Source organism: Nocardia sp. NPDC051030 (assembly GCF_040683015.1).
Classification (GTDB): domain Bacteria; phylum Actinomycetota; class Actinomycetes; order Mycobacteriales; family Mycobacteriaceae; genus Nocardia.
Window position 1 is genome coordinate 213,291 of record NZ_JBFBCD010000006.1, and the last position, 22,828, is coordinate 236,118.

The following is a 22,828-nucleotide window of genomic DNA, read 5'->3' on the forward strand; positions in this document are numbered from 1 at the left end:
TCTGTCACTCCACCCACGCAAGAGCGTGCGCAAAGTGCCGGAAATGTGGGTGAAGTCAGTTGGGCGGGTGGTCGATTCCGGTGGGGAGCGGGCCTCCTTCGTCCGAGTCGGGTGCGAAGGGGGGTGTTGATCCGGCCATGCTGAGGTAGCCGTTGACACTCTGCGTGACGGTGAGGCCGTAGCCGTCGGAGGTGCGTGCGTAAGCGGTGCGGGGGCGCGAATCCCGATCGGTTCGGGTTGACCAGCCTTGTGCGCCCCAGGCGCTCAGCACCAGGTCGAAATACCGGTCCGAGGTGTCGGGAGTGGTTCCGAGGACCCAGTATCGGATATCGAAGAATTCCAGCGGGTTGTCGGGATCGCTTTCGTCCCAGGGCAGGTTCACGCCGCGGTGCAGGGCCGCTGCGGGAAGGTCCGGATGCCGGAGTGTCAGTGCGAGTTCGGCCGGGAGTGCCCGGAGTGTCTCGGTGAAGTGCCGTAGCAATTGTGCGCGGGCAGCGGCCTGAGTGGTCGCCGGTGCCATACCGTCCTCATTTCGTCGAGTCGAAGTGTCGCGGGATGTGCCGCTGCCTGTTCAGCGCAGCAGGTCCCGGTAGCCGGCGATGATCAGCCCCAGACTTCGATACGACTGGTTGTGGGAGCTGAAGTAGTTCGTGGCCAGGTGGTCGTCCGGATTCCAGCCCAGCCGGGTCGGGCTGGGTGAGGAGTCGGACTCGAAGACCGTAGCGCCGAACGCCGGATCGTCCGGTGCGGGGCCGTGGGTCGGGGGCATCAGCTGGATGGAGTCGTATGCGGCCATGGTCGCAAAGACGTGGTCGCGGATGTCGGCGGGGTCGACGCCGGTCAGCCGGAGATCCGCCACGTTCGGCACGCCGGTACCCCAGCTTCCGATGAAAACCAGGGCGTCGGTGTTCAATTCGCTGCCGTGTCCGGCCGAATGCCCGCCGGTCACGCCACCGTAGGAGTGCGCGATGGTGGTGGTGTTCGCGGGCGGGCCCTCATGGGTGGCGCGCAGACCATCGTGGAATTCCCGCACTTTCAGCGCACCGTCTTCCGCGCCCTTGGAGGAGAGCGTCGCGACCAGCGAGTCCGGGTTGTTGTAGGCACCGAACAGCAGCACCGACGTCTCCGCAGTCGGGTCGATCGCCAGGGCGGCCTGCCGCAATTGCTGCAGGGTTTGCATGGCGTATCCGACACCGCTGCGCCGCCGGAACGCTCCGGCCAGCGCTATCGCGATGTTCTGAGCGGTATCGGGGTTGCCGAGCGCGTAGATGTACTGGAGTTTGTCATCGACATACGACAGGAAGTGCTCGGGCAGGCCCTCTTCGGCCGAATCGAGCAGTTTCAGCATGTCGTCGATCTGCTTCAGACGCTCCTCATTGTGGGTGTGCTCGGCCTGTTCTCGCAGCATGGCGAGGGTTTGCCGGTTGTAATGGTCGCGGTCGACCTGCGGTATGCCGTCGCGGTTTCCGATGAAGGGGTCCTCGCGATGCCAGGCGTCCTTCTCCTCCGGGGACAGCCCCGACCAATGCTCGTGCAGTTCTTCCGGATCGGTGGGGAGTTCTCGTACCCGATCGGCCGGGAGTTCGATGTCCGGCTCCGGTGAACTCGCCGGAGCGACCTCCGCGGATTCCTCCGCAGTCGGCGGCCATCGGAACCATCGCGCCCCGGAATCGTCCCGGACAAGATTGTCGATCACGGCCGGAGGCCTGTCGGAGGTTGGCCGGTAGGCCCCGGGATCGGCCGATTCCGGGACGAGCTGAGCCACCTCGGTCCGGTAGGCCTGATGGACTTTCATCACGGCCTTGTGGAACGGCAGGGACAGGAAGTCGAGCGCGTCCGCGGCCCGCGCCTCGAGCCGGACCGTGTCGACGAACTGCCGGTCGGTGTCGGAGAGATCGCCCTCGGGACGACCCACGTCGGCGAGCAGACGATCGACCTGCTCGCGGGTCTGCTCCTCCAATCGCTCGTCGACGATCGCCCGCCGTTCGGCCGCGCCCGGCGTGCCCTCCCGCAATCCGAGCCGCTCGACGAGGGCCAGCGCTTCGCGACGGGTGGAGTCGTACCTGGCCCGCGCGGCGGGATCGGCCTGCCGCGCGGCCGGCGGGATCTGCTCCGACCGCTCGGCCAGCTCACGCAACTGCTGGATCCTGCCTAGATCGTGCGGGGTCGGCACGGCATCGGGGTCGATCTCACCGGGCCGCAGCATGCCCGGATCCGGTATGCGCGCCTGATCGATTCGGCGAGCGAGGTCCGGATCATGTTCGGCCAGTAGCCGTTCGGCGGTCGGTGCGTGCTGTGGATCGTGGAAACCCAGGTCATTGATCAAGGTGTTCAGGTCGTGGCGGAGTCCCGGAAGTTCTTGTGCCCGAGCTCGATCCCCGACGACCTCATCGATATGAGCGACCAACTCCCGCATTTCGCCGAATCGACCGCTGAGATGCGGTGTCAGCTCCGATGGGCGGTCGCGGGCAGGCTCCGGAATGTCCGCACCGCGTTCCCCGGCTTCGTCCGGGTTGAGGTGCTGCTTGTTCTCCTCGCGGGTGCCGGGCGCGAAACCATCGTCCGTAGCGGTGGTTCGGGTGCCGTCGGGGTGGTGGACCTGCCATTCGCCGTCGGGTGGGATGCGAGGGCGGCGGTTGCCATTGCCGTCGATGTCGGTGGTGCTGGTGTAGACGTTGCCGTGGGCATCGGTCCAGGCGGGTTTGGTGGGGGCGAGGACGTCGACACCGAGATGCCGTGCCAGGTCGGTGGCGAAGCCATTGGTCGCGGCGTCGCAGCCGATGAGGCGGATGGGGGTCTGGCCGTCCCAGTTCGATCGGCGGACCAGATCGGCGAATTCGTCCGGGGTGTAGGTGCGGTCGCCGATGCGGGCGTGGCCGTTCTCATCGATGTGGACGTCGACGGTGAACCGGTCCGGGTCCGGCTGGACCTGGCGGGCGAGTTCGGCGGTGGTGTCGTCGCCGGGGTGGAACGAAGCGCCTGCGTCGGTGTGTTCGCCGGGCGGGGTGTGGGTTTCGTCGACGCTCGGGGTGGGGTCCGGGGCGGCGTCGGGGTGCCGAGTGTCATCGGTGGCCGGGTCGGGCTGTGCCGCAGTGGTTTCCGGGTTCGAGTCCGCGACCGCAGGCTCGGCGATGAAGCGGGTGGCGCGGGCGTCGTCGAGGGTGCCTTGAATGAGGACCTGGGCGAAACCGTCGGGGAGGTCGTAGATCGGTTTGAAACGCCAGGTGGCGCCTTCCGGGGGGAGACCGGTGCGCCATTCCATGATCAGGCCGTCACCGTGCGCGAAAAGTTCTGCGGTGGACCGCATTCGGGTCCACGAGGTGGCGTCGCTCTCGGAGCCCAGATGTGAGGTGTGGCCGTCGTAGTCGAGATCCATATCGCCGCGTGCCGGTACGTGTCCGCGCAGGCCGTCGATATATGCCGGGTTGACCGAACCGTCCGGAAGCAGGCGTGGCACACCGCGATACAGGGGGTCGCCGCCCTCGGGCAGGTTGCCGTCGAATATCACGGTCTGGCCCGGCTCGTAGACGATCACCATGCGGTGCTCGGGTAGCGGCGGGTCGATATTGGCCATTCGGTCGGTATCGAGGGTATTGCTGCCACCGGCGTCGATGGAGTAGTCGTAGTCGGAGTTGCCCGGGTGCGGGAAGGTGGTGTTCTCGTCGACCCGGAACGGGTTGACCCTGCCGTGGTAGTGCCTTTCGAGCGCGTCCCACAGCGTGGTGCCGAGAATGTGGTTGCGGTCGCCGGGTTGGCCGCCCTCCTCCTCGGGCTTCATGTCCCATTGCACCTCGACGCGCCCACCCGGGGCGAGGGTGTCGGCCAAGGTGGCCGCGATGGCGTCGTAGGCCGCATCGGGGAGGTCGGCGCTGACATTGTTGATGTAGATGCGGGCCACGTCACCGGTGGGCCCGTCGCTGAGCAGGTGGCCGTCGGACAACATATTGCTGTAGACCATGACGCTGCCGGGCGCGGCCAGCGGTCCCGCGTCGAGCAGTCCCTGATCGCGCTTGCGCTGGGCAACGATGGCGGCATCGGCCAATTCGGTCTTGATGATCAAGCCGCCGCCGGATCGGTCTGCGTCCGGGGTCATTTCGAGGCCGAAGGCGCTGCGGCCGACTCCGACATCGATGGTGTGCCCGCCGGCCGCCGACATGGGCACGGGCGGTCGCTGCTGGAGGGTGATCCTGTCATTGTCGGGTCCGAATGCGTTCTGGTGCAACGGTAGTCGATGCTGCGGCAGCGGGCGGGAAAGCACCTCGACGCTGGACTTACCGTCCACCGCATCGTGAACGACCACCACGTATTCGGTGCTCAGCGCGTTGTCCCTGGCACCGCGATTGGCATTGTCGATGTCGCGCAGGAAATCGCCCAGCGTGGTTTCCTGGCCGTCGACGGTGAGCCGCCCGGTGGCGTGGTCGAGGACGGCGGGGATGTGCGCGGGTGTGTCCGCGAAACCGTCTGCGGCATCATGCATCTGGGCGAAGCCCTCGGGTCCGAGTGCGTCCCGGAAGTTCTGTGGCATCGCGTCGTGGAATCCGTCGATGGCGCGATGGATCGCAGCGGCACGCTCCGGGCCGCTCAGGGACGAATCGTTGATGGCGACATTGATCGGATCGAGCGCACCGAACAGAACCTTGGCACGCACCAGCTTGCGGATGGGTTTCGCGTCCGGATCCATGATCGGATCGAAGACGCGCCGTGCGAGTTCCTCGCGCATGCGCCCGTTCAGGGCCCGCTCCTCGGCCCGCACGACGTGGTCCGAGTAATCGCCATCGAGCAACTGCCGCAGCTGATTCAGATGATCGTCCGCCCCTTGCCGGAAGTCCGCGTCCGACAGGTCCGGATCGAACACCGGTCGATGCTCGTTCAGCCCCTGCTCTTCGAGTTCGAGGCGGCGGGCCAGCGCCGGATCGTGGTCTTCGAGCAGTTGCCGCACGGTGTTCGCGTGGTCGGGATCGTTGAAGCCGAGCCTGTCCATCAGATCGGCCAGATCGGCGCGCCGCTCCGAACGGATTTCCGACCTAGCGGGATCCGCTGCCGCACGATCGATGTCTTCAGTGAGAGCGTGGATCTCGGCGAACCGCCCGCCGAGATGGCTGCTCATCCGGGAGGGGCGATCGTCGTCCGGATCGATCAGGATATCGATGTCCGGATCTGTCGACAGCCGGATCTCGGCCAGCTCGTGCGCCAGCGCGCGCATGACGTCCTGGTCCCGGGCCCGCTCGGACACCGTCACGTCGAAACCGCCGGGGCCTTCGGAATCGGCGGGCCGCGAATGGAATTCGGCGACATTGCCATTGCTGGTCGGTCCGACGTTCACCGTCACCGTCCGGCCGTCCGGCAGCAGGAAATGCTTCGCGTCGCCATTCCACGACACACCCTCGGGGGTGATCACGCCGAGATTGTTCTTGATCTGATCGAGCACGAACTTCGGCGTGACATCCACGAGCGGGATGGGGCGGTTCGTACCGTCGAATTCGCCGACCGGGGAGGCATTGCCGCGGCCCGCGCCGACGAGGTCGCGAGGTGCGGATCCCGCGTGGTCGGCGGGAGCCGGGGGATCGAAGAATGGCACGTAGGGCGGAACCAGGTCGTCGTCGGGAACCCTGCCCTCGTCCGGGTTCGGGGCGGTGTCCTGGCGATCGGTCTCGGGATTTCCTCGGTGATCGGCCGCTGGACTCTCCTGGCGGTCGCCCGAAGCGGTCTCGGGTTGTGCTGTCCTCGAATCGATTCCGGCATGCGGTGCCGTTGGTTCGACGCCTGTACGACCGGCCTGCATCGGATTGTCGATGCCGGTGGTGCCGGGGGAGTCGCTCATTGAGGCCCGGGCGGCAGGGCCTGCGTGCGACGGGTCTATGCCGGGCGCGGTGCCGAGGTCGCTGACGGACGTCCGGATGGGAGTCGCCGGGCCCGCTGCCACCGGTCGCGGCGCGCTGCCGTCCAGACGGCCGTCACGGGCTCCCGGAGCGGCCTTGGCGGGATCGCTGTTCGGTGTGGTGCTGTTCGGTGTGGTGGTGTTCGTCGATGTATGCGAGGCCGGGCCGGAGTGTGAAGCCTGCGCGGCCGGACCACCGGGCTGGGTTGTCGATCCCGGGTTGGCCGACACATTGGTCGCTCCGACCGGGGCCGTCGTATTCGGCTGGAGGTTCGACTCTTTCGCTGGCTCTCCCGCGTGCTCCGGCCGCAGCGGGCCGTCGTGCGGGTGTTCGCGACCATTCGGCCCGGTGGCGGTGTCGTCCGCCCGGCCGTGCTGGATGTCCTCGTTTCGGGTGCCGGTGTCGTCGGTGCGCCCGTGCGTATCCGCCGAGTGCGACGAACCGCTGTCCGAGCCACCGGAGGTCGAATCATTGCCGTCGACATCGGCTTTCGGATCCTGTTTGCGGTTGTCGACGTAGGCGGAGTCATTGTTGCCCGAGGCGTCGTGATTATCGTTCCGCGAGGTGTCGTGATCGGACGGCGCGGGAGCGTTGGCGTGGGTGTCGCTCGCGGGCGCGCTCGTGGAGTGCAGCTTCCCTTCGCCGGAGTCCTGCCCGTGCGTCCCCGGCTGCTGCGAGTTGCCGCCCGGGTCTTGCCCATTCGCGCCCGGCTGTCGCCCCTCGCCCGTCGAATCGTTCGCGCCCGACTTCTGTCCGTCGCCCGTCGAATCGTTGCTGCCGGACTTCTGTCCATCGGCTGTCGAATCGTTCGCGCCGGGCTTGTGCCCATCGGCCGCGGGATCGTTCGTGCCCGGCTTGTGGCCGTCACCTGTCGAATCATTGGTGCTGCCAGGGGCTTTGGCGTCGGTCTCGGGCGCGTTCTTGGAGCCCGCCGGATCGTGGGTCGACGGTGCGCTGCCGTCGGTGTTCGCCCCGTGGCCGCCCCCATCCGGGCCGGAATGCCCGGCGTATCCGTGCAGGCTGCCGGGCGCGGCACCGGAGAACGCGCCACCGGTCAGCGAGCGCGGATCGAAATCCCAATTGCCATTGAGGAGCCCGCCGCCGAGCCAAGCCGCCCCCGCACCCGCCGCGCCCGCTGTAGCGCCGCTGACCGCACCGTGGAACGCGCCCTTGAATCCACCCATATCGGTCGGCAGGAAATGCCCGCCGAGCCCGCCGACGCCACCGCCCGCACCACCGGCGATCGCGGAGATGATGGCGTTGTCGCGCATCGCTCCCCAGTCGTACCCATCGGTGTGCCCGGTCTGCTGCTGGATCGTCTGAACCAGGAATTCCTGCGCGGTGCCCTGGAAGGTCTCGACCAGCGCTTCCTGCCCGATCTCGTACACCAGTTTGGGGATGAGCCGCTTGACGACCTGATTGGTGATGCGGTCCGTGATCACCTTGGTGATGCGCTTGGCCAGCGCCTCGCCCAGTTCCCGGAAGGCGACGCGGGCCGTGGAGATGACGACCGCTTCCGCCTCCGGCGCGAACGGCCCGGTGGCCGCGGCCCAGAGGAGTTCGCCGACCAGCCAGGCTCCGGCGATATAGAAGTTGAGCTTGGCGGACTGCAATTGGTCGCCCATGTCGTCCGCGGCCTTGGCCAGCGAGTGATAGTTGTCGACGAGTTCCTGTAGCGAGCCGTGATGGTCGGCATCGCCGTCGCGCAGCGGTTTCAGCCAGTCCAGGATGTTGTCGCCGCCGGAGCCGTCCGGATAGGCGGTGCGCACGTCGGCGAGCAGTTTGTCGAGATCGCCGATGAGCCCGTCGGCGTCCGCGGCGACGTCCTCGAGATCGAGGCCCATCTGCCACATGCGGTCTTCATTGCCGTGTGGCCAGTCGGATCCGACCAGCCATTCCATCCATTCCAGCCACGACGGAAATTCCAGCGCCACAGGACACCTCAGTAACCGGGTGCGATGAAAACGCTGCGGCGCAAGGCGGCTCCCGGTGGGCTGTAGGACTGATCTCGGCGAGACCGACTGTGCCACAACGGAGCAGGTGAACTCAACATGAACGGCAAATGTGATGTGGATCGTGCGTCGCGGCCGGACCTCGGACGGACTTTGGTAGGGTCCGGCCGGAAGGAGGTCGCATGGGTGAAATCCCGGGTGCGCGGGCGGAACTGGACCGGCTGGGCGGTGCGCTGCGCGCGCAGCTCGTCGAGCTCATTTCCGAGTTGACGCCGGGGACCGGCCTCGACCTTCTGTTCCTGGATGAGCCGACCGTCGTCGATTGGCATGAGCCGCTGAAGTACCGGTACTCGACGGACTTCAGGGGCGCGCGAGCGGCGGAAGTCGGTGCGGCGGAGGTCGCGCGGCTCGGGGCGGGCAGGTTGGCCGCCGCGGGCTGGACGGTATCGCAGGCCCCGGAGGCCGACGGATCGGGCACCGTCGTCACCGGAACCCGCGACGGCATGTCGATCGAAATCCGTGTCGCGGAGCATGTTCCGAACGTGCTGTTCAGCGGGCGCACTCCGGCGATGGCGCTGTTCACGCCCTCGTTCGAATGGCCCGCTCCGGTCCGGACGCCCGAGAACCTGACCCCCGGATATGTGCTCTGCTACGAGTGCGACGGCCTGGGCCGCTGCCCGGAGTGCGGCGGTCGCGGCTGGCTGCCGGACGAGGCCGCCGGACGGGTGAAATGCCCGGAGTGCCTCGGGCGGCGGGTATGCCCGATCTGCCGGGACGCGGGGGAGCTGGCCATCTCGCAATTGCAGCCCTTCCAGCGGGGCTACTACCCGGAGCTGGGGAAGCGGCCCGAATAGCCCGCGTTCACCACTCCCGGCTGGTGGCTCCGCCGCTGTTCCCGGAGGTGCGCCAGTCGTCGTAGTCCAGCGCATCGGTGAATTCGGGTGCGGGCGTGGCCTGTTGCGCGAGACGTTCCCGGGAGTTGGGTGCGGCCAGCGAGGCAGGTGGCAGTGTCGGCGCTTCGGCTTGCACGTCGGGCATGCCTTCGAACAGCTCCGACAGCCTCGGCATCCTGGCGCGTTTATCGCTGATCGGCTTCAGCAGTTCCTTGGTCCTGAATGCCACCTCGGCGGAGGCCTTCTGGGAGGCGCTGGTGACGGCCTTCGCGATCTCGTCATAGGTGAGATCGCCGATATCGGTGGAGAACCGGGTCGCGATCACAATGTGGTCGGCGTTGACGGTCACCGTGATCCGCCCGCTCGCGGCGCTCGCACTCGCGGTGAGCTGGGTGCGTTTGCGGGACACCTCGGCGATCTCCCGCATCTGCTGCGTGAAGCCTTCGAGAATCGATGCGGCGGCGGCTTCCCCGCGTTCCCTGGTCAATTCGATCCCCTCGATTCCCGGCTAGAAGCTCTCGGTGTTCCCGTGTTCCATGTTCTCCAGCTTTTTCGCGGTCTTCCGCATGCCGGAGGCGAGGTTCGAGAACGAGTCGGCCAGGGTCGCGGTGCTGTCGGCGGTATTGCTGCTGCCGTCCCCGAACCCCTTGCTCCCGTCCGCGAACTTCCCGCCGAACTCGTCATCGCCCCAGGCGGACGCACCGGGCGAAATCGCCGCCCGCGTCTTATCCGCTATTCGGGCCAGCCGATGCGCGACGTCACTCGCCGACCCCGCGGCGATCCGCACATTCTCCGGTTCGACATGGACTCTTCCGGTCATGAGAGCGTCCCTCCCGAGTTCGGTGGTCACGATTCCGTGCCCAGCACGGAGAAACCGACTGTGCCACAGCCGAACAGTGAACACAACGCGAACAGCAGCGCTCGGCCGGGCGAACGGGGATGCCGGGGACTCGCTCGAACAGGCGGAACCGTGTTTAAGATCAACCTGAACCTTCGATGAGCTGAGCCCTCGTAAGAAAGGAGCCGGTGTGCCGGACGTACTGCCGCTCGCGCGAACCAATGCCGAAGCCCGGCTGTTCGTGAGCCTGCAGCCCTGCCCGACTTGCGGCGACAAGCGAACCAAGTTCACCAGCTCGGTCGTGACCGTGAATGGTGTTCTCGCCAGCCGATATTCGGGAGTATGCCCCGCCTGCGGCGAGCAACGCCAGTACGAGTTCCGGCTCCCCGACGAGGTGCTGCCGCCACCCGCCACGACCGTGCGATTCGGTGCGGACAACCCATCGGAACTCCTGGATCCCGGTGTGTGGCTCTGGTATTCGGACGTCGCCATCCGTCAGGTCCCCGCCGACACCACAGGCTTGGACGACCGCGCCCTCCACTCGGCCCGCCACGCCCTGGCCACCGCCCTCGCCTCGATCGAGGAAGTCTTGAAGTTCATCCCCGCCGAAGCCGATCGAGTCCCGGTGTCGGCCTTCACCTCCGCCGAAGGCCGCGCCACCTACAACCGCGAACCGGGCCGCTTCACCCATGCCCGCCTGGAAGCCGTCCGCGACCACTACGCGACCCTGCTCGCCGACTGGTAGCCCTCACCAGGGCGGCCGAAGCCATTCCTAGTTCAAGGTGAGCACCCACGACCCATTGCACCCAATCCCGATGTTCATACCCGAGTCGTACACCCAGGTGCTGTCCACGGATGGGTTGAGCTCGACATTCCAGACGCCATTCGGGGTGGTGACCGGAATATCGTCGTCGGACAGATGCCAGATGTCATCCGGGTAAGACGTCCAATACCCGGTATGAATCGGGTAGTTCAACGAAACATCAACCGTAGTCCCCGAATGGTTCTGCACCACCAGGCAGGAACCCGGATAGTTGTAGTCATCGGCACCGGCGCCCCCCGTACCAGCCACAATGCCCGCGAACACCAGCCCGGCCGCGGCCGCCACTATTGAAAAAGCCTTCATTGTTCCCTCCCCGAAGTTCGTGGGGATAATACCAAGCCAGCCGAATTTCGTTCCAGCGCAATATTTCCCGGCGTACTTTTCCCGCACTGCTCAGACGCCGGTAATGACCCGGACCGCCCGCTCCTGCATCGCATCGTTCACCTCATACAGCCGGAACCCACGAGCAGCGATGTGCTGCACCAACTCCGGCTCCGGCGGCAAGCGATGCTTGTTCAGGTGGTTCGCCACGCTTCCGGACCACACCCAGGTCCCATCGGTGTGGAAGTTCAGCGGCACATCGCGTTCGCCTGGCGCGAATTCGTCCTCGTCCAAGCTGCGCGCGGCCAGGGCTACAGGGTCGGCCCGTCCGTGCCGTGCCCATCATAAACCTGTGTCGTGCGCGGCAGATGACCATTGAAGTGCTGCGGCGCAGGGGAATTCGGTATCGGAGCCGGTCCATGAGTGGGCGGATACATCGGGTGCGGTGTCGCCGCGAATCCCATCGGATTGCCACCCGGCATCCCACCGCTGCGGCGCGAGCCCGCGAAAGCCACTGCGCCCGCGGCGAATACGACCACTGCACCGACTCCCATCGCGGCCCAGCTCGCCGGTACACGCCAGGCGGGTGGATCGCTCGGACCCAGCACGGTGGCAGTCACGCCGTCCTGCATGGTCAAACTGTTCACCGTGTCGGTGACAGCGGCCTTCACCTCTCGGTAGTTGGATCCGTCACCGGCGACCTGGGCCATGATGAGCGCAGCGCTCTTGCCACTATTGGTCGGCAGGAGAGTGGCCGTGTCGACGTTCGGTATCGACTTCACCTTGTCGAGAATCGGCGCAGCCTCCGTGTCGACCTTTCCAGATGTGGACCGAATAAGAATGGGGACGCTCGAACCCGTCTTGACGGGGATCCCAGCCTCGTTGAGCTCCGTCTGAAGGCTGGTGTCGGTGCTGGTCGCGGGCTCGCTTCCGCGCAGCCCGACACCCCCGCCCACGATCAACCCGATGCCGATGAGGCTGCCGAACACCGCACCGACGATCCGCACACTTTTGGACACAGTCCCCCCATGGAGTCACCAACATCAACGGGGTGCAGCCTAGCCAGGTGGTCAACTGGAGGTCGTCTCAGCTGTAGCGCCGAACCAGCTCGAGCTGCTCAGGATGCGATCACTCCGTGCGTCGGCCAGGCTTGTTCGCGGTTGGCGCGGTACATGATCCGCGCGGCGGTGGCCCGAAACAGGCCATCCTCCACGCGATCCGTGCGCGCGGTTCGGCGTTCCTTGTCGATGATCAGGGTGCGGCTGAGGGCTTCTCGGCTTTCCCCGAACCAGTACTCCGTCTCGTCGGGATCATCGCGAATCTGGCGGTAGTAGACAAGTAGCGCCATCGGTCACCCACCATCCGTTCCCCCGCGGGTAGGTCACCCGCCCAACTCGGACACCACTTCGAGATTACGTGTGCGAGCGTTGTCTTGCGACTGCTTCAGTCGAGCGGTTGGATGTAGCCCTCGTCGGTGATGTGAAGGCCCTTCAAGCTTGTCGTTGGACTGCCGGAAAGGGCTATGTTCCAACCAGTTTCGGCACGCTTGAGTCTGAACCGCATGCGCTTGATCTTGACGCCTGCTCCGCGGAGGTACAGCCGAATTCGTCTGCGGGCTTCGGACCGGCGCATGCCGCCAGGCGGGGCGGCGTGGACGAGCCACGGTTGTCGTTGGAAGCCAAGGCGTTTGCGTTCGCGCGCGATTCGCTCGTCCGCGTCTTCGCTGCGGCCTTGCCGGAGTATCCGCCACAGCGGATCATGCTTGGCCCAGCCGTAGAAGTGGCTTCGACTGTGCACGCTCAGTCCTGCGGTGATCTGCTGCGCATCTTTTCTTTGAGAGAGCGTGACATTCCCGCTGTGGCCGTATCTCTCGTTGAACGACATGACATAGCTCGCGCGGTACGGCGACGATTGATCCCCGAAGCCCGCAACCACACCCCACGGCAGGGCGGCGAGATGTTGCGCCAGTTCGTCGAATTCCATAGGCGGACCGAAGAATCCGATGTTGACGTTGTAGATCCGCCCGTTGGATCCCGGATCGAACCGATTGAACCCCTCCCCGACGCGATAAGTCCTGTTCCACGCCTCGCTGCCCTCGTCCTTCACGACAAAGCCCGCCCCTTCGAGCAACGAAACCAACTCCCGCGCGTAACGCTGCCCGTTCGCCACCACGGCCGCCGCCTGCCTCCGCCCGATCGGCTTCACCGTCGAAGAGAACCCACCCCAATACCGGCTGGTCCGTTCCGGCCGAGTGAACGTGATGCCGTGCGGAATGAACCACAACAACCGCATACCGACCCCCGCACTCCACCCAGCAAGTCCTCGCCGACGATATCCGAAGCCCGAGATGCGCACCGTTCAGTGGTTTCGTAGCCTGGCTAAGATCAGGCACGTCACAGTCGGGGGAGCGGGAGGGCTTTCAGCCAATGGATGCAGGATCCGATCAGGCACTTCGTCTTGCGCACGTCTATGACGGTCGCGACGATGGCGGTCGTCCCATCGCAGTCCGGGAACCGCTGCCCGGCGACTTGCTGGACGGAATCCTCTCGTACCTGGAGAGCGCGCCAGTGGTACTGGCGGCCCGCAGCTACGACGTCGACGAGTTCGTACCCACCGAACGCGATGTCCCCTTGAACTTCCGCACCGACGGCGCATGGATCTGGTCCGGCTCGGTACCCCACTACCTGCGCAAACACGGCCTCCCCCCGGAGCCGGAACTGGTGCGGCACATTGTGGATCGCGGCTTCCGGATCGGCGAAGTCGACGAGGCCGCCAAGGACGCGGCGGTCCGGATCATTACCGGCGAGTGAGGGGTATCACGCCTCGCTGGTACCGAGAGCGTGACCGGTTTCGTGGATACACTCAGCCGTCGAACCGGAGTCGTTGATAGGGGGCGGTCGATGCCTGAGGCAGGTCTGCGCGGGGTGGGCGAGCCGACTCGGCGGCGCTCACCATCGAAGCGATTGCGCGGCAGCCGGGTTGTGATGCTCGGTTCGGCGTTGTGTGCGCTGCTCGTCGTGGCGGGGTGTTCGACGGTACCGGGGCGCCCGGTGGCGGCGGCGAACACTTCTCCGTTCTATGCGGCGGTGGTGGATCTGCTGACGCAGTCGGCCGCGCACTACACCGGCTCGGATTCACAAGGCGCTTCCTGGGATGTGCGCGCCACCTCCGGCGGGGAGATGCTGGGGAAGGTCACCACGGCGGGACAGCAGACCGATGTGCTGACGGTGGATGGGAAGACCTACGTCAAACCTCCTGCAACCAAGGATGTTCCGAATCTCCCGCGCGGCCTGTCGACCAAATCGGTGCGAGGGAAGTGGATTACGGGATCGGACGATCTCGGCAACTCGGTTCCGGCTGGAGTGTGGTCGCCTCGCCAACTCGCCACCGAGCTATTGCATGCCCTCGATCAAACGACCGCGTATCCCCGAGTGGGCGACGACACGGTGCGCGTTGGCTCCGATCTGGCGTACGAAGTCGCGACACCCACTGGCACCCTGGCTGTTTCGGCTACAGCGCCGCACCGTCTGCTGCGGTGGATCCCCGCGCCCGCCACGAAGACTTCCTCGAGCACGGTCCCGACCACAGCCGCTTGGGACGTCAGCTCGACGACGACCACTCAGCCGGTCGGTCCGATCTCGTTCGTCCTGATGACGCCCGCCGATCGTGAACAAGCATTCAACGACATCGCCGCGCAAACCCAAACCCTGACCGACGCCGTGAACATCGGAATCCAGTTCGACTTCAACCAAACCGGCAACCTGAACTGCTCTGAAACCAGCTGCACCGTCAGCACGAATGTCACGACCTCCACAACCGCCACCCGCGGCGCGACACTCACCGGCAATGTCTCCGCGGCGATGAAGGCCGCGATCACCGTCGACGGCACCCCCAGCGGCGGCTGCGCCACCACCCAGTCGCTCCCGATCAGCGGCAGTTCGGTGATGACCTGCATCGACCCGACGATCGCCCCGCTTGTCGCGCAGGTCAATGCCCGCAAGCAGGCGGAAGCCGACGCTCAGGCCCGCGCACAGCACCGCGATGTCACCGTCGAATACAACATCAACTTCCAGGCCAGCATCGACATCCAGGCCGTAGCCATCGTCCAAGCCGAGATCGACCGCCTGGTCACCCTCGTGCGCACCGAACAGGACGGCGCCCGCAACCGAACCAGCTGCGGCCAAAACTGCAACTACCAGCAGGTCCCGTATAACAGCGACAAATTGAGCCAAGCCGCCTACCGCGCCCGACAGGCCGGGAACACCACACCGAGCCGCAATATCATCGTGGCCCTGGTACCCGGCTTCAATGACCCGAAGACCGGCGACCTCGTAATCGGTTCCGGCGACGGCCAATCTGACAACCCCTCAGGTCGCTCCGAGGACGACGTCGTAAACCAGCTCACCGCAAAGGGATTCAAAGCCGAGCAGATCACGGGCCTCTACAGCGAACGTCAACCCTGCTTCGCAACCTGCGGTTCGAAACTCGGCCTGAAACCGGAAGCACCTGTCTCTTACACGATTCCGTGGATAGCGAACGATGCGCAAGCCCTCAGCGCCGGAAACGACCTACTGACCAAACTGACCGCTGAAGGTGGCGGAGCGCACAAGTAATGAACAAGGGGGAGTAATGAACCAGCCGTATCCTGACAACTCGACGCCCGGGAACTTGTCCGGCGCTGCGCGGCAACAGCCTTCGCTACCGCTGGACGTGTCCGTGGTCGCGCAATCCGGCACCGCGATCCAGCTGCAACGGGCAACCCTGCCAATGATGATCCGCTCACCGTTGATGTGGATCCTCGTGGCCACGATTCCACTGATCCTGATGGCGAAGCACATTTTCGACGTCATAACGAACACCAGCCACAATGGCGACGGCCTGCTCGGCATCATCAAGATCTACTTCGGCCTACTGGCCGTCACGCTCGTCCTCATGGTGCCCGTCATCGCGATGAAGTTCGTCTGGCCATCGAAGGACTATCGGGCCTACGCCTCCAAAGGCAAGACCCTCCGAGTCCTCTACCGCCAGGATTCCCTCGACGTGATCCTCGCGACCGGAACCACAACCGTCTCCTACGACGAGATCGACGAACTCACCGATCACGGTCCCGTCGTATACCTGCGCTATCGGGTGTGGAAGGGCGTGTCCCTGCCACGGGAACTCTTCCCCGCCGAAGCTCTCGCCCTGATGGGCCGTGAAATCGAGCCTCAGGGACGACGCCGGTAGCTGCGGATGCCGCGGGGAACACGTCGGTCCGAGATCATTTAGGGTCGCTGGGTGAGTAGTTTCCACAATCCCGCCCCGGTGCCGAATCCATTCAGTCCCAATGTTTCGCCGGTTGGGCCGACGCCGTCTGCGGGCGGTTCCGCGGTCTGGCGAGTGGTGGGCGGCTTGTTGGTCGCTGTCGCGGGTCTGGTGGTCGTTTCTACATTCCTCGGTGAGCCGCGCTCGGACCTTTGGTTTTACATCGGACCTGTCCTGTGCGGCGTGGTCGCGGGTATCACCGGGGTGCTCCTGCTCGCCGGCCTCGGCGCACGGAGTGCCGGTGCGCGTGGATTCGCCGGGCTGGCTGCGGGTTTGGCGATTGGGACGACTGTGCCCCCGATCCTCGACGTGCTGTCGTTTGCGTGGGCGATCGACGACTTCGGACATGCGATCAGCCGCCTGGGGTCGAATTTCTGGCTGCTGGCCTTCGCTGCGATCCTGTCGATTGCGGTGCTGGTCACGACCGGGATCGCTATCGCAGGAGCGAACACGCGGCCGTCCGGATCTGGCAGTGCGCCAGGTGTATCCGCTGGTCACTCTGCGGCTGGAGGCCGGGTGTCGGGTGCGGTCGCGGGTGTATTCCTGATACTCGGCGCAGTGTTGACGATCGGCGGGTCGTTCCTGAATCTAACCCGCCACTATTCCGCCTGGAGCTGGCACGAATCGGGTGGGCCAATCCGGATGCTGGGTCCGGTGCTGGTTCTCGCCGGTCTTATTTCGATCGCCGTGGCGGTTCTCCTGTTCGCGGGCAGTGGAGTTCGGAGCCAGCTGGTCCGTATTGCGGGGCCGTTGGCTGCCGGACTGCTGTCCGGCACGACACTGACCGTCGTATCGCAGACGATGGAGCGGACCGGCCTCGTAATGAATACCGCCGGACCCGGCGCATGGGTGATCACCGCGGCCTTCGTGCTGTCGATCGGCGCGATCATCGCCAGCCTGGTCTCGAATCTCGCGGCTCCCCAGCCGCAGCCTGCCCTTCGGCCGCCGCCAGCCTTCGCCTCGCCCCCACCCCCGAATCCCTTTGCACCGCAGCCCCTCCCCACTCATCCACCGCGTATGGCCCGGGTTTACGACGGCCGCAGCACAGACGGCCGCCCCACCGTCGACCGCCCGGCCCTCAACCCGCACACCCGCACCGCAGTACTCGCCTACCTCGAATCTGCCCCCATAGTCCTGGCCGCCCGCAGCCTGGACGAAGACGAATTCGCCCCCGGCGACCGAGACGTACCCCTGAACTTCCACACCGACGGCTTCTGGATCTGGTCGGGAGCCGTCCCGCACTACCTGCACAAGCACGGCGTCCCGCCGGAGCCGGATTTGGTGCGGCACATAGTCACTCGCGGCTTCCGACACGGAGAGGTCAGCGAGGCGGCAAAAGACCTTGCGGTGAAGGCCATAACCGGCGGGTGAAAGTCTGCACCCACGTGAACGATCCTGCGGCGTTGAGGAGTGTGACGTGCTGTACTACAAGGCGGTTTGCAAGGGAGAATTCGGAAAGACGCCGCCCTTCACCATCTTCGTGACCACGAGCGAGTCCGATGATGCGTTGGTCTGGGCTCAGCGGATACAGATGTGGCAATACGACCCCGCGCGAGCGATCAGATTCACCACCGACTACAAGAACGATGACCGCTGGGAGATCGTAGATCGCGCAGCGGCGGAGGAGTTTTCACGCGTCCTGGCTGTCGATGGATCGTCGGTCAGCGAATTGCCGAGCGAGGACTGGATCGAGTGGTTCTTCTCCTGGAAGGGTGACCCGCCAGACCATGAGGATGTCTCGTGGGACGACGATCACTACGTCCGGAAGATGAAGGAAGATAAGGCGCGCCGAAACGACTTGTAGTGTGGGCCGTTCGGAATGGTCTGCCGGAGTCTGCTCTAGCGTTTGGGGACGAGGAGTAGTCGGATATCGGTCAATGTGTGAAACACGACGAGTCTGAGATCGGCATTGACCCAAGTGGTTTCGCTGGGATAGGTGGAAGGTGGCTCGGTGGAGTCGCCGAGGGCTTCGTACAAGGTGGGAGTCAGCAACGTGTAGCGGTAGCCGAGTCTCGGCTGATCGTCGTCGGGTATCGGCGTGCTGATCGGGATTTCCAGTGCTTGCGCTCGGCCGTCCTTCCAGTAGAGGTACCCCTTGGCTGTTTCCGGGCCGGTGTCGAGTTGATACACGCCGGGCGCGAGTTCGCGCATCACCCATCGGAAGGTCCGCGCTACGAGGTCGGGATCGTGCTGCCAGGCAGGGTCGAGTGAGATCAGCTGCGTAGCCAGCGTCATGACCTCGTCGTACTCAAGGGAGGGCCAGGCCGGTCTGGTAGCTACTACGGGGGCGGGTGGGGGATCCGGGAGTTTCTGGCTGTCGCGGAGGGAAGGGATTCCGAGTAGTGGCAGCTCGAGTGAGTAGTAGTGGTTGCGCGCGTCGGTGTTCCAGGCGTCGTAAGTCAGTGCCGTGGGGCTGGGAATTTGATGGAATCGGCGGAATCCGGTGACGATCATGGTCGCCAGCCGGCGATAGTTCGCGGAGTTCGACGGCCATGGCAGTTCGATCCACCAGTTGGTGCCGTGATCGGTGTTGCCGGGTGGCTGCCATCCGGCCGTGGTCATTACCGTCGAGTCGGTCCCGAAGGGGGTCTCGCGGTCGGACTTCGGTCTGCCTTGGAATTCTCCCCAGACTGCGTCGCTGAGTTGCACGACCTGTGAATGGACGACGTACGACGTCGAGGGGCCGGCACCGCTGAGGGTCACGACCGCGCCGTCGGGAAGTGTGCTCAACTGCTCGGCCAGCCGGTCGGTAAACTTGTCCCAGTCGGTCAAAACAGTCCCTGCTCTTGAGATTCGCTGATCTCGTCGTTATCGGCGAGCCCCTCATTGGTCCACAGGTCCAGGTGCACGGACAGGGGCAAGGCCTTGAGAAGCAGCGTGGTTTGTGCACCGGCCCAGCGAATTTCGGGATACTTACCCGGAATGCGGGCAGTCGGAGTACCGACCGCGCCAGTCAGCGCCGCCGTCATGGCGGCGAATGCGTCAGTCACCCTCGCCCAGCCATCGTTGCCCGCATAAGTGGTGACGCGCACGCTGATTCGTGCGGGCCGTCCTCCCAGGCTGGATATTCCGCCGGAGGATCTGCCGAATCCGGTGTCGAACTTCACCGACTCGGACAAAGTGTGGTTGAGGGTCCATCCGAAGTCCGTGATCAGTTTCGGTGCGTCCGCCAAGGTCCATGACCATTCGAGTGAGCGCAGCCGAGTGGCGAGTTCGACGATCTCGCTATCGGTCAACGTCCGCCATTCCGTCATCGGAGCCCCCCATCGCTGTAGGTTGTCGGTTTCTAGTACTCGAACATCCCGGTTTCCGGCCACTTCGAGGTCGTTCGATAGTGCCTGCGTGCCCAGGTCATCGCGCGGGTGAACGGCTCCGGGGCTTCGATCAGGCTCCTCCGCGGCTGCAGCGTTTTCTTGCCGATGATCAGTAGGTAGCTGTTCGTCGGTTCTGCTGGTTCGATCAGGGATGCCGCCGTCACCTGGTATTCGAGCTCGGTCTCGTCTTCCCGTGTTCTTTGCAGGGTCACCCTCCACCGCAGGGGATAGATCTGATCTCCTGGGATCGGCAGTCCGTTCCGGATCGCTTCGTCGTACTGTTTGCCGATCAGTGCTGGGTGAAGGCTCGGGTGCACGGTCACCGCTCCCGTCCGGGCGTTCACCACAAAGTTCGCCTGCCCCGGTTCACTTGGCTGGGTTGTGTTCTGGGAGTTGTCCGCAGAGAGATTCGGATGGCAAACCCAGCCGTACGCCGTCGGATAGATGTGGAACTTCGAGCCAGGCGGGAAGATGTGGGCCAGGTATCCCTCCACCTGGTCCGGGGTGCGGTACGGCTCCGGCACCGGCGATACCTCCATCGGGGAGTTGTACGAACGGTTGAAGCGTCCTACTCAGCGCTCGATTGCGAAGAGCGTGCCGCTGTTGTCGAGGACGTACACGTTGCCGGTGGTCTGGTCGAGGGTTGTGTCGGCGAACCCGACGGTCTTCATTTCCGGCGTGACTGTGACTTTGCCCTTTGCGTCACCGGGAGCTGCGCCATACACCTTCAGGTATCCCGCATGGTCCTTGTCGTCACCCCCGATGATGAAGATGTCGCCGGTGCTCGGGTCGACCCCCAAGTCAGGTGCTGTCTGGGTGAGTGGGACCTTCGAGGTGACCGTCTTTCCCTGCGGATCGATGACATACAGCACCGCAGGGTCGAGAAGTTCCTTCTCGTTGACCGTTGCGTAGAGAGTGTTCGTTTTCGAGCTGAAGGCCAGGCCGCTTGCATAGGTTCCCAGCGGAATGGTGGCGGTCGCAGACTTCGCGGCGGGATCGATGATGGTCAGGACCGTGCTGCTGCCCCGATAGATTGCGGCATACACCAAGTGGGTCTTCGGATCCGCGACCATATCGGAGACTCGCCCCTCGATCGGGATCTCGGCGGTCAGTGCATTGGTCTTTGCGTCGATGATCGAGAGCGCGGAGGTCTTGTCGTCCCATGTCGGGCCGACGACGCCGGCCACGTAGACCGTGTGGCTTTCGGAGTCGACCGCGACGACCTCCGCTGCCGAGGTGACAGCGACATTGGCTTGGATCGACTTGGTCGAGGCGGAGATCACGCTCACTTTGCTCTTGTCCACCCCGCCGTCGTTAGCCGCGACGTACAGCGTGCCGGTGCCGGGATCGATTGCAGCGCCGGAGGATACGGAACCAACCTTGATGAAGGAGACTTCACCGGAAGCGAGATCGATCGCCCGGACTGCTCCGTCGCCGTCGGTGATGAACGCGGTGTGCGAACCAACCGTCAACTCGCGGTGCGAACTGTAATCCGAGAGTGGGATATTGGTTCGAACGGTCCGCGCGGTATCTGCAAACCTGGCTTCGCTGGAGTCATCCTGGGTTACGACAACCACTGTCGCGCCGGCGGCGACTCCGACCACAATGCCTGCGACGATCGCCAGCAGCACGGTGCGTAGGCGTTTGCTCGACGACCTTCCATGCGGCTGCGGCGAGTTCTGATTCGGGGCACCCCCGGCCCCGATCGGGGATCCGAATCCCGGAGCGAACTGGTGCGGCGGATTCTGCTGGTACGTCGAGTTCATCGGCCCCCCTGCGGTAGTTCTGTACCGCTAGCACCCTAGAGGATTCGTGCAGACCACGATGCCGGCGGTCAACGCTGAAAGGCCGTCCGGTACGGAACCAGTTATGCTGTCGGGCGCTGTGTACAGGGGAGTGGAGGGGTTCCGAACAATGAGCCAACCGGTGGCGGCCTTACGTCTTGCCCGCGTGTACGACGGCCGCGACGAGGTTGGGCGACCGACTGTGAACAGGTATCCCGTCGACTCCGGATTGCGTGACGCGTTGCTCGCATATCTGGAATCGGCACCGGTGGTATTCGCCGCACGCAGCCTGGACGTAGACGAGTTCGCGCCCAGTGACAGCGATGTGCCGCTGAACTATCGCACCGACGGTGTCTGGGTGTGGGCGGGTTCGGTGCCGCACTATCTGCGCAAACACGGTCTGCCGCCGGAACCTGAGCTGGTGCAGCACATCATGAATCGCGGTTTTCAGGTCGGTGTGGTGGACGATTCGCGTCGAGAATTGGCGATCGCGGCGCTCGGTAAGCCGCATATGGAAGCACTGACCCCGGTGCGCCAGGCCCCGTTGTCCACGCCGCCACCCACCCTCCTGCCGCCCGCTCTGTCACCGCCACCGGTGAAAAATGGCCGTAGACAGACAATTCTGATCGCCGCCATCTGCGGAATTGTCGCTGCGCTGGTTTCCGGCTTTGCCACGGTGGCTGTTTTCAAACAGGACAGTGCACCTGCCGCTTCGGCTGAGGCACAGACGACTACGCCCACAGCAAATTCGACGGTCCCCGCGGTGAGTGGAACAGTGCCGCTCGGAACGCACCCAGAGGACATCGCGATCGAGGGCAAGACCGCTTATATCGCTGACACCCTCGACAACACAGTGTGGATGATCGACACGACGACGATGACAACCAAGGGCTTGCTCCCCATAAGCAACTCTGTCACCAGCGTGGCCGCCAACGCGAAGGCCGGTGCTGTGTATGTGAGTACCACCGACGGCCACGGCCAGGGATGGATCAATGTCATCGCGACCCGAAAGTACGGCTCCCCGAAGGTCGATGCGGTAATCCCGATCGGCCGCCACGCCAAGCGCATCGCGGTCGACCAGGACGCCAACAGGGCTTACGTCACCATCGGCTACGACGATGACAACTACGGCATAGCGATAATCGACACCAGTTCCAACACGCTGATCGGCACAGTGGAGCACGACGTTATGGGCGGGAGGCCGATGGATGTGGCCGTCAATCCATTCACACACACCGTTTATGCCAGCGTCTGGGATCGAAAAGGCTCGGGCTCGTCACTCGTGGCTCTCGATCCGAACACCCGGACTGTCATGGCCACAGTACATTTCGAAGCTCGCGCCCTGCGACTCGCTGTCGATTCGAACGGAGGGCTGGTGCACGTACTTTTCTCTGACTACACCTCGCCCACCAAATCCATCACGTCGGTCTCGATGACGACCAATACGATCGCGCGATCCGTCGATATCGGGAAGTCAGTGGTCGAATCCCTGGCGGTAGACCCGGACAACCATGTCCTCTACTTCGGGACTCTGGAATCCCCCAGGGGAATCTCGGTGCTCGATACCGCGACCAACACCGTGACGACAACGGTTGGCCGCGGCAACAGCTCATACATGTGGAGTTCGCCGGGATCGGTGGCAGTCGACCCGCAAACGCATGCTGTTTACGGCACTGACCAGGCGGCGCCTGGAAAGTTAGTGGTGCTCAAGCGGTAGTTC

At 64.8% G+C, this 22,828-nt stretch carries 21 protein-coding genes; 8 read left to right on the top strand and 13 right to left on the bottom strand.

Annotated features, from left to right (window positions below; genetic code table 11):
- Positions 1-55 precede the first annotated feature (55 nt).
- A complete protein-coding gene (locus tag AB0N05_RS21820; RefSeq protein WP_364697066.1) occupies positions 56-520 on the bottom strand; it encodes a hypothetical protein in 465 nt (154 codons plus the stop codon).
- A 51-nt stretch (positions 521-571) separates the two neighbouring features.
- Complete coding sequence (locus tag AB0N05_RS21825; RefSeq protein WP_364697069.1) at positions 572-7,813, bottom strand: hypothetical protein; 7,242 nt, start codon at positions 7,811-7,813, stop codon at positions 572-574.
- A 200-nt stretch (positions 7,814-8,013) separates the two neighbouring features.
- On the opposite strand from AB0N05_RS21825, the gene AB0N05_RS21830 reads away from it, so the two are divergent.
- On the top strand, positions 8,014-8,685 hold the full coding sequence (locus AB0N05_RS21830) for a hypothetical protein (protein WP_364697072.1): 672 nt from the start codon (positions 8,014-8,016) through the stop codon (positions 8,683-8,685).
- A gap of 7 nt (positions 8,686-8,692) precedes the next feature.
- Here the strand turns inward: AB0N05_RS21830 and AB0N05_RS21835 are convergent, their stop codons facing one another.
- Both AB0N05_RS21835 and AB0N05_RS21840 read right to left on the bottom strand, forming a co-directional pair.
- Entirely contained in the window at positions 8,693-9,211 is a 519-nt protein-coding gene (locus AB0N05_RS21835; RefSeq protein ID WP_364697075.1) for a YbaB/EbfC family nucleoid-associated protein, read from the bottom strand.
- Between the two features lie 21 nt (positions 9,212-9,232).
- Positions 9,233-9,544: a hypothetical protein gene (locus AB0N05_RS21840; RefSeq protein WP_364697078.1), complete on the bottom strand. Its 312-nt coding sequence runs from the start codon at positions 9,542-9,544 to the stop codon at positions 9,233-9,235.
- 208 nt (positions 9,545-9,752) lie between these two features.
- On the opposite strand from AB0N05_RS21840, the gene AB0N05_RS21845 reads away from it, so the two are divergent.
- Positions 9,753-10,307 carry a hypothetical protein gene (locus AB0N05_RS21845; RefSeq protein WP_364697081.1) on the top strand — a complete coding sequence of 185 codons (555 nt, stop codon included), beginning with the start codon at positions 9,753-9,755 and terminating at the stop codon, positions 10,305-10,307.
- 27 nt (positions 10,308-10,334) lie between these two features.
- Here the strand turns inward: AB0N05_RS21845 and AB0N05_RS21850 are convergent, their stop codons facing one another.
- From AB0N05_RS21850 to AB0N05_RS21870, 5 genes are all read right to left on the bottom strand, one after another.
- Positions 10,335-10,688, bottom strand: coding sequence for a hypothetical protein (locus tag AB0N05_RS21850; RefSeq protein ID WP_364697084.1), 354 nt, complete (start codon positions 10,686-10,688; stop codon positions 10,335-10,337).
- Positions 10,689-10,778: 90 nt separating this feature from the next.
- Complete coding sequence (locus tag AB0N05_RS21855) at positions 10,779-11,000, bottom strand: hypothetical protein (protein WP_364697085.1); 222 nt, start codon at positions 10,998-11,000, stop codon at positions 10,779-10,781.
- 17 nt (positions 11,001-11,017) lie between these two features.
- Complete coding sequence (locus tag AB0N05_RS21860) at positions 11,018-11,725, bottom strand: hypothetical protein (protein ID WP_364697087.1); 708 nt, start codon at positions 11,723-11,725, stop codon at positions 11,018-11,020.
- 98 nt (positions 11,726-11,823) lie between these two features.
- Positions 11,824-12,054, bottom strand: coding sequence for a hypothetical protein (locus AB0N05_RS21865; protein WP_364697089.1), 231 nt, complete (start codon positions 12,052-12,054; stop codon positions 11,824-11,826).
- A 95-nt stretch (positions 12,055-12,149) separates the two neighbouring features.
- The gene (locus AB0N05_RS21870; protein WP_364697092.1) at positions 12,150-12,998 is read right to left on the bottom strand and encodes a hypothetical protein; all 849 of its coding nucleotides are present in this window, start codon (positions 12,996-12,998) and stop codon (positions 12,150-12,152) included.
- Between the two features lie 134 nt (positions 12,999-13,132).
- Between AB0N05_RS21870 and AB0N05_RS21875 the strand changes: the two genes are divergently transcribed.
- From AB0N05_RS21875 to AB0N05_RS21895, 5 genes are all read left to right on the top strand, one after another.
- Complete coding sequence (locus AB0N05_RS21875) at positions 13,133-13,516, top strand: hypothetical protein (RefSeq protein ID WP_364697095.1); 384 nt, start codon at positions 13,133-13,135, stop codon at positions 13,514-13,516.
- Between the two features lie 90 nt (positions 13,517-13,606).
- Complete coding sequence (locus AB0N05_RS21880; RefSeq protein ID WP_364697098.1) at positions 13,607-15,319, top strand: nucleic acid/nucleotide deaminase domain-containing protein; 1,713 nt, start codon at positions 13,607-13,609, stop codon at positions 15,317-15,319.
- 16 nt (positions 15,320-15,335) lie between these two features.
- On the top strand, positions 15,336-15,932 hold the full coding sequence (locus AB0N05_RS21885) for a hypothetical protein (protein ID WP_364697101.1): 597 nt from the start codon (positions 15,336-15,338) through the stop codon (positions 15,930-15,932).
- A 261-nt stretch (positions 15,933-16,193) separates the two neighbouring features.
- The gene (locus tag AB0N05_RS21890) at positions 16,194-17,381 is read left to right on the top strand and encodes a hypothetical protein (RefSeq protein ID WP_364697104.1); all 1,188 of its coding nucleotides are present in this window, start codon (positions 16,194-16,196) and stop codon (positions 17,379-17,381) included.
- A 46-nt stretch (positions 17,382-17,427) separates the two neighbouring features.
- Positions 17,428-17,814: a hypothetical protein gene (locus tag AB0N05_RS21895; protein WP_364697107.1), complete on the top strand. Its 387-nt coding sequence runs from the start codon at positions 17,428-17,430 to the stop codon at positions 17,812-17,814.
- Positions 17,815-17,849: 35 nt separating this feature from the next.
- On the opposite strand, the gene AB0N05_RS21900 is transcribed toward AB0N05_RS21895, so the two are convergent.
- Genes AB0N05_RS21900 through AB0N05_RS21915 form a run of 4 tightly spaced genes read right to left on the bottom strand, consistent with a single transcriptional unit; the run spans position 17,850 to position 20,955 of the window.
- Positions 17,850-18,782, bottom strand: a complete 933-nt coding sequence (locus tag AB0N05_RS21900) for a hypothetical protein (RefSeq protein ID WP_364697110.1) — start codon at positions 18,780-18,782, stop codon at positions 17,850-17,852.
- Positions 18,779-19,264: a DUF6301 family protein gene (locus AB0N05_RS21905; protein ID WP_364697113.1), complete on the bottom strand. Its 486-nt coding sequence runs from the start codon at positions 19,262-19,264 to the stop codon at positions 18,779-18,781. Before AB0N05_RS21905 ends, AB0N05_RS21900 begins: the two co-directional genes overlap by 4 nt.
- Before the next feature lie 32 nt (positions 19,265-19,296).
- Complete coding sequence (locus AB0N05_RS21910) at positions 19,297-19,863, bottom strand: hypothetical protein (RefSeq protein ID WP_364697116.1); 567 nt, start codon at positions 19,861-19,863, stop codon at positions 19,297-19,299.
- A 33-nt stretch (positions 19,864-19,896) separates the two neighbouring features.
- Positions 19,897-20,955, bottom strand: a complete 1,059-nt coding sequence (locus tag AB0N05_RS21915; protein ID WP_364697119.1) for a hypothetical protein — start codon at positions 20,953-20,955, stop codon at positions 19,897-19,899.
- A gap of 283 nt (positions 20,956-21,238) precedes the next feature.
- Here AB0N05_RS21915 and AB0N05_RS21920 point away from each other — a divergent pair, with 283 nt between their 5' ends.
- On the top strand, positions 21,239-22,825 hold the full coding sequence (locus tag AB0N05_RS21920; RefSeq protein WP_364697121.1) for a YncE family protein: 1,587 nt from the start codon (positions 21,239-21,241) through the stop codon (positions 22,823-22,825).
- Positions 22,826-22,828: the final 3 nt, after the last annotated feature.

Coding starts and splice junctions, on each gene's coding strand:
- AB0N05_RS21875 (WP_364697095.1), top strand. CDS start 13,133: ATGGATGCAGGATCCGATCAGGCACTTCGTCTTGCGCACGTCTATGAC.
- AB0N05_RS21840 (WP_364697078.1), bottom strand. CDS start 9,544: ATGACCGGAAGAGTCCATGTCGAACCGGAGAATGTGCGGATCGCCGCG.
- AB0N05_RS21850 (WP_364697084.1), bottom strand. CDS start 10,688: ATGAAGGCTTTTTCAATAGTGGCGGCCGCGGCCGGGCTGGTGTTCGCG.
- AB0N05_RS21910 (WP_364697116.1), bottom strand. CDS start 19,863: ATGGAGGTATCGCCGGTGCCGGAGCCGTACCGCACCCCGGACCAGGTG.
- AB0N05_RS21870 (WP_364697092.1), bottom strand. CDS start 12,998: ATGCGGTTGTTGTGGTTCATTCCGCACGGCATCACGTTCACTCGGCCG.
- AB0N05_RS21820 (WP_364697066.1), bottom strand. CDS start 520: ATGGCACCGGCGACCACTCAGGCCGCTGCCCGCGCACAATTGCTACGG.
- AB0N05_RS21905 (WP_364697113.1), bottom strand. CDS start 19,264: ATGACGGAATGGCGGACGTTGACCGATAGCGAGATCGTCGAACTCGCC.
- AB0N05_RS21865 (WP_364697089.1), bottom strand. CDS start 12,054: ATGGCGCTACTTGTCTACTACCGCCAGATTCGCGATGATCCCGACGAG.
- AB0N05_RS21830 (WP_364697072.1), top strand. CDS start 8,014: ATGGGTGAAATCCCGGGTGCGCGGGCGGAACTGGACCGGCTGGGCGGT.
- AB0N05_RS21885 (WP_364697101.1), top strand. CDS start 15,336: ATGAACCAGCCGTATCCTGACAACTCGACGCCCGGGAACTTGTCCGGC.
- AB0N05_RS21920 (WP_364697121.1), top strand. CDS start 21,239: ATGAGCCAACCGGTGGCGGCCTTACGTCTTGCCCGCGTGTACGACGGC.
- AB0N05_RS21880 (WP_364697098.1), top strand. CDS start 13,607: ATGCCTGAGGCAGGTCTGCGCGGGGTGGGCGAGCCGACTCGGCGGCGC.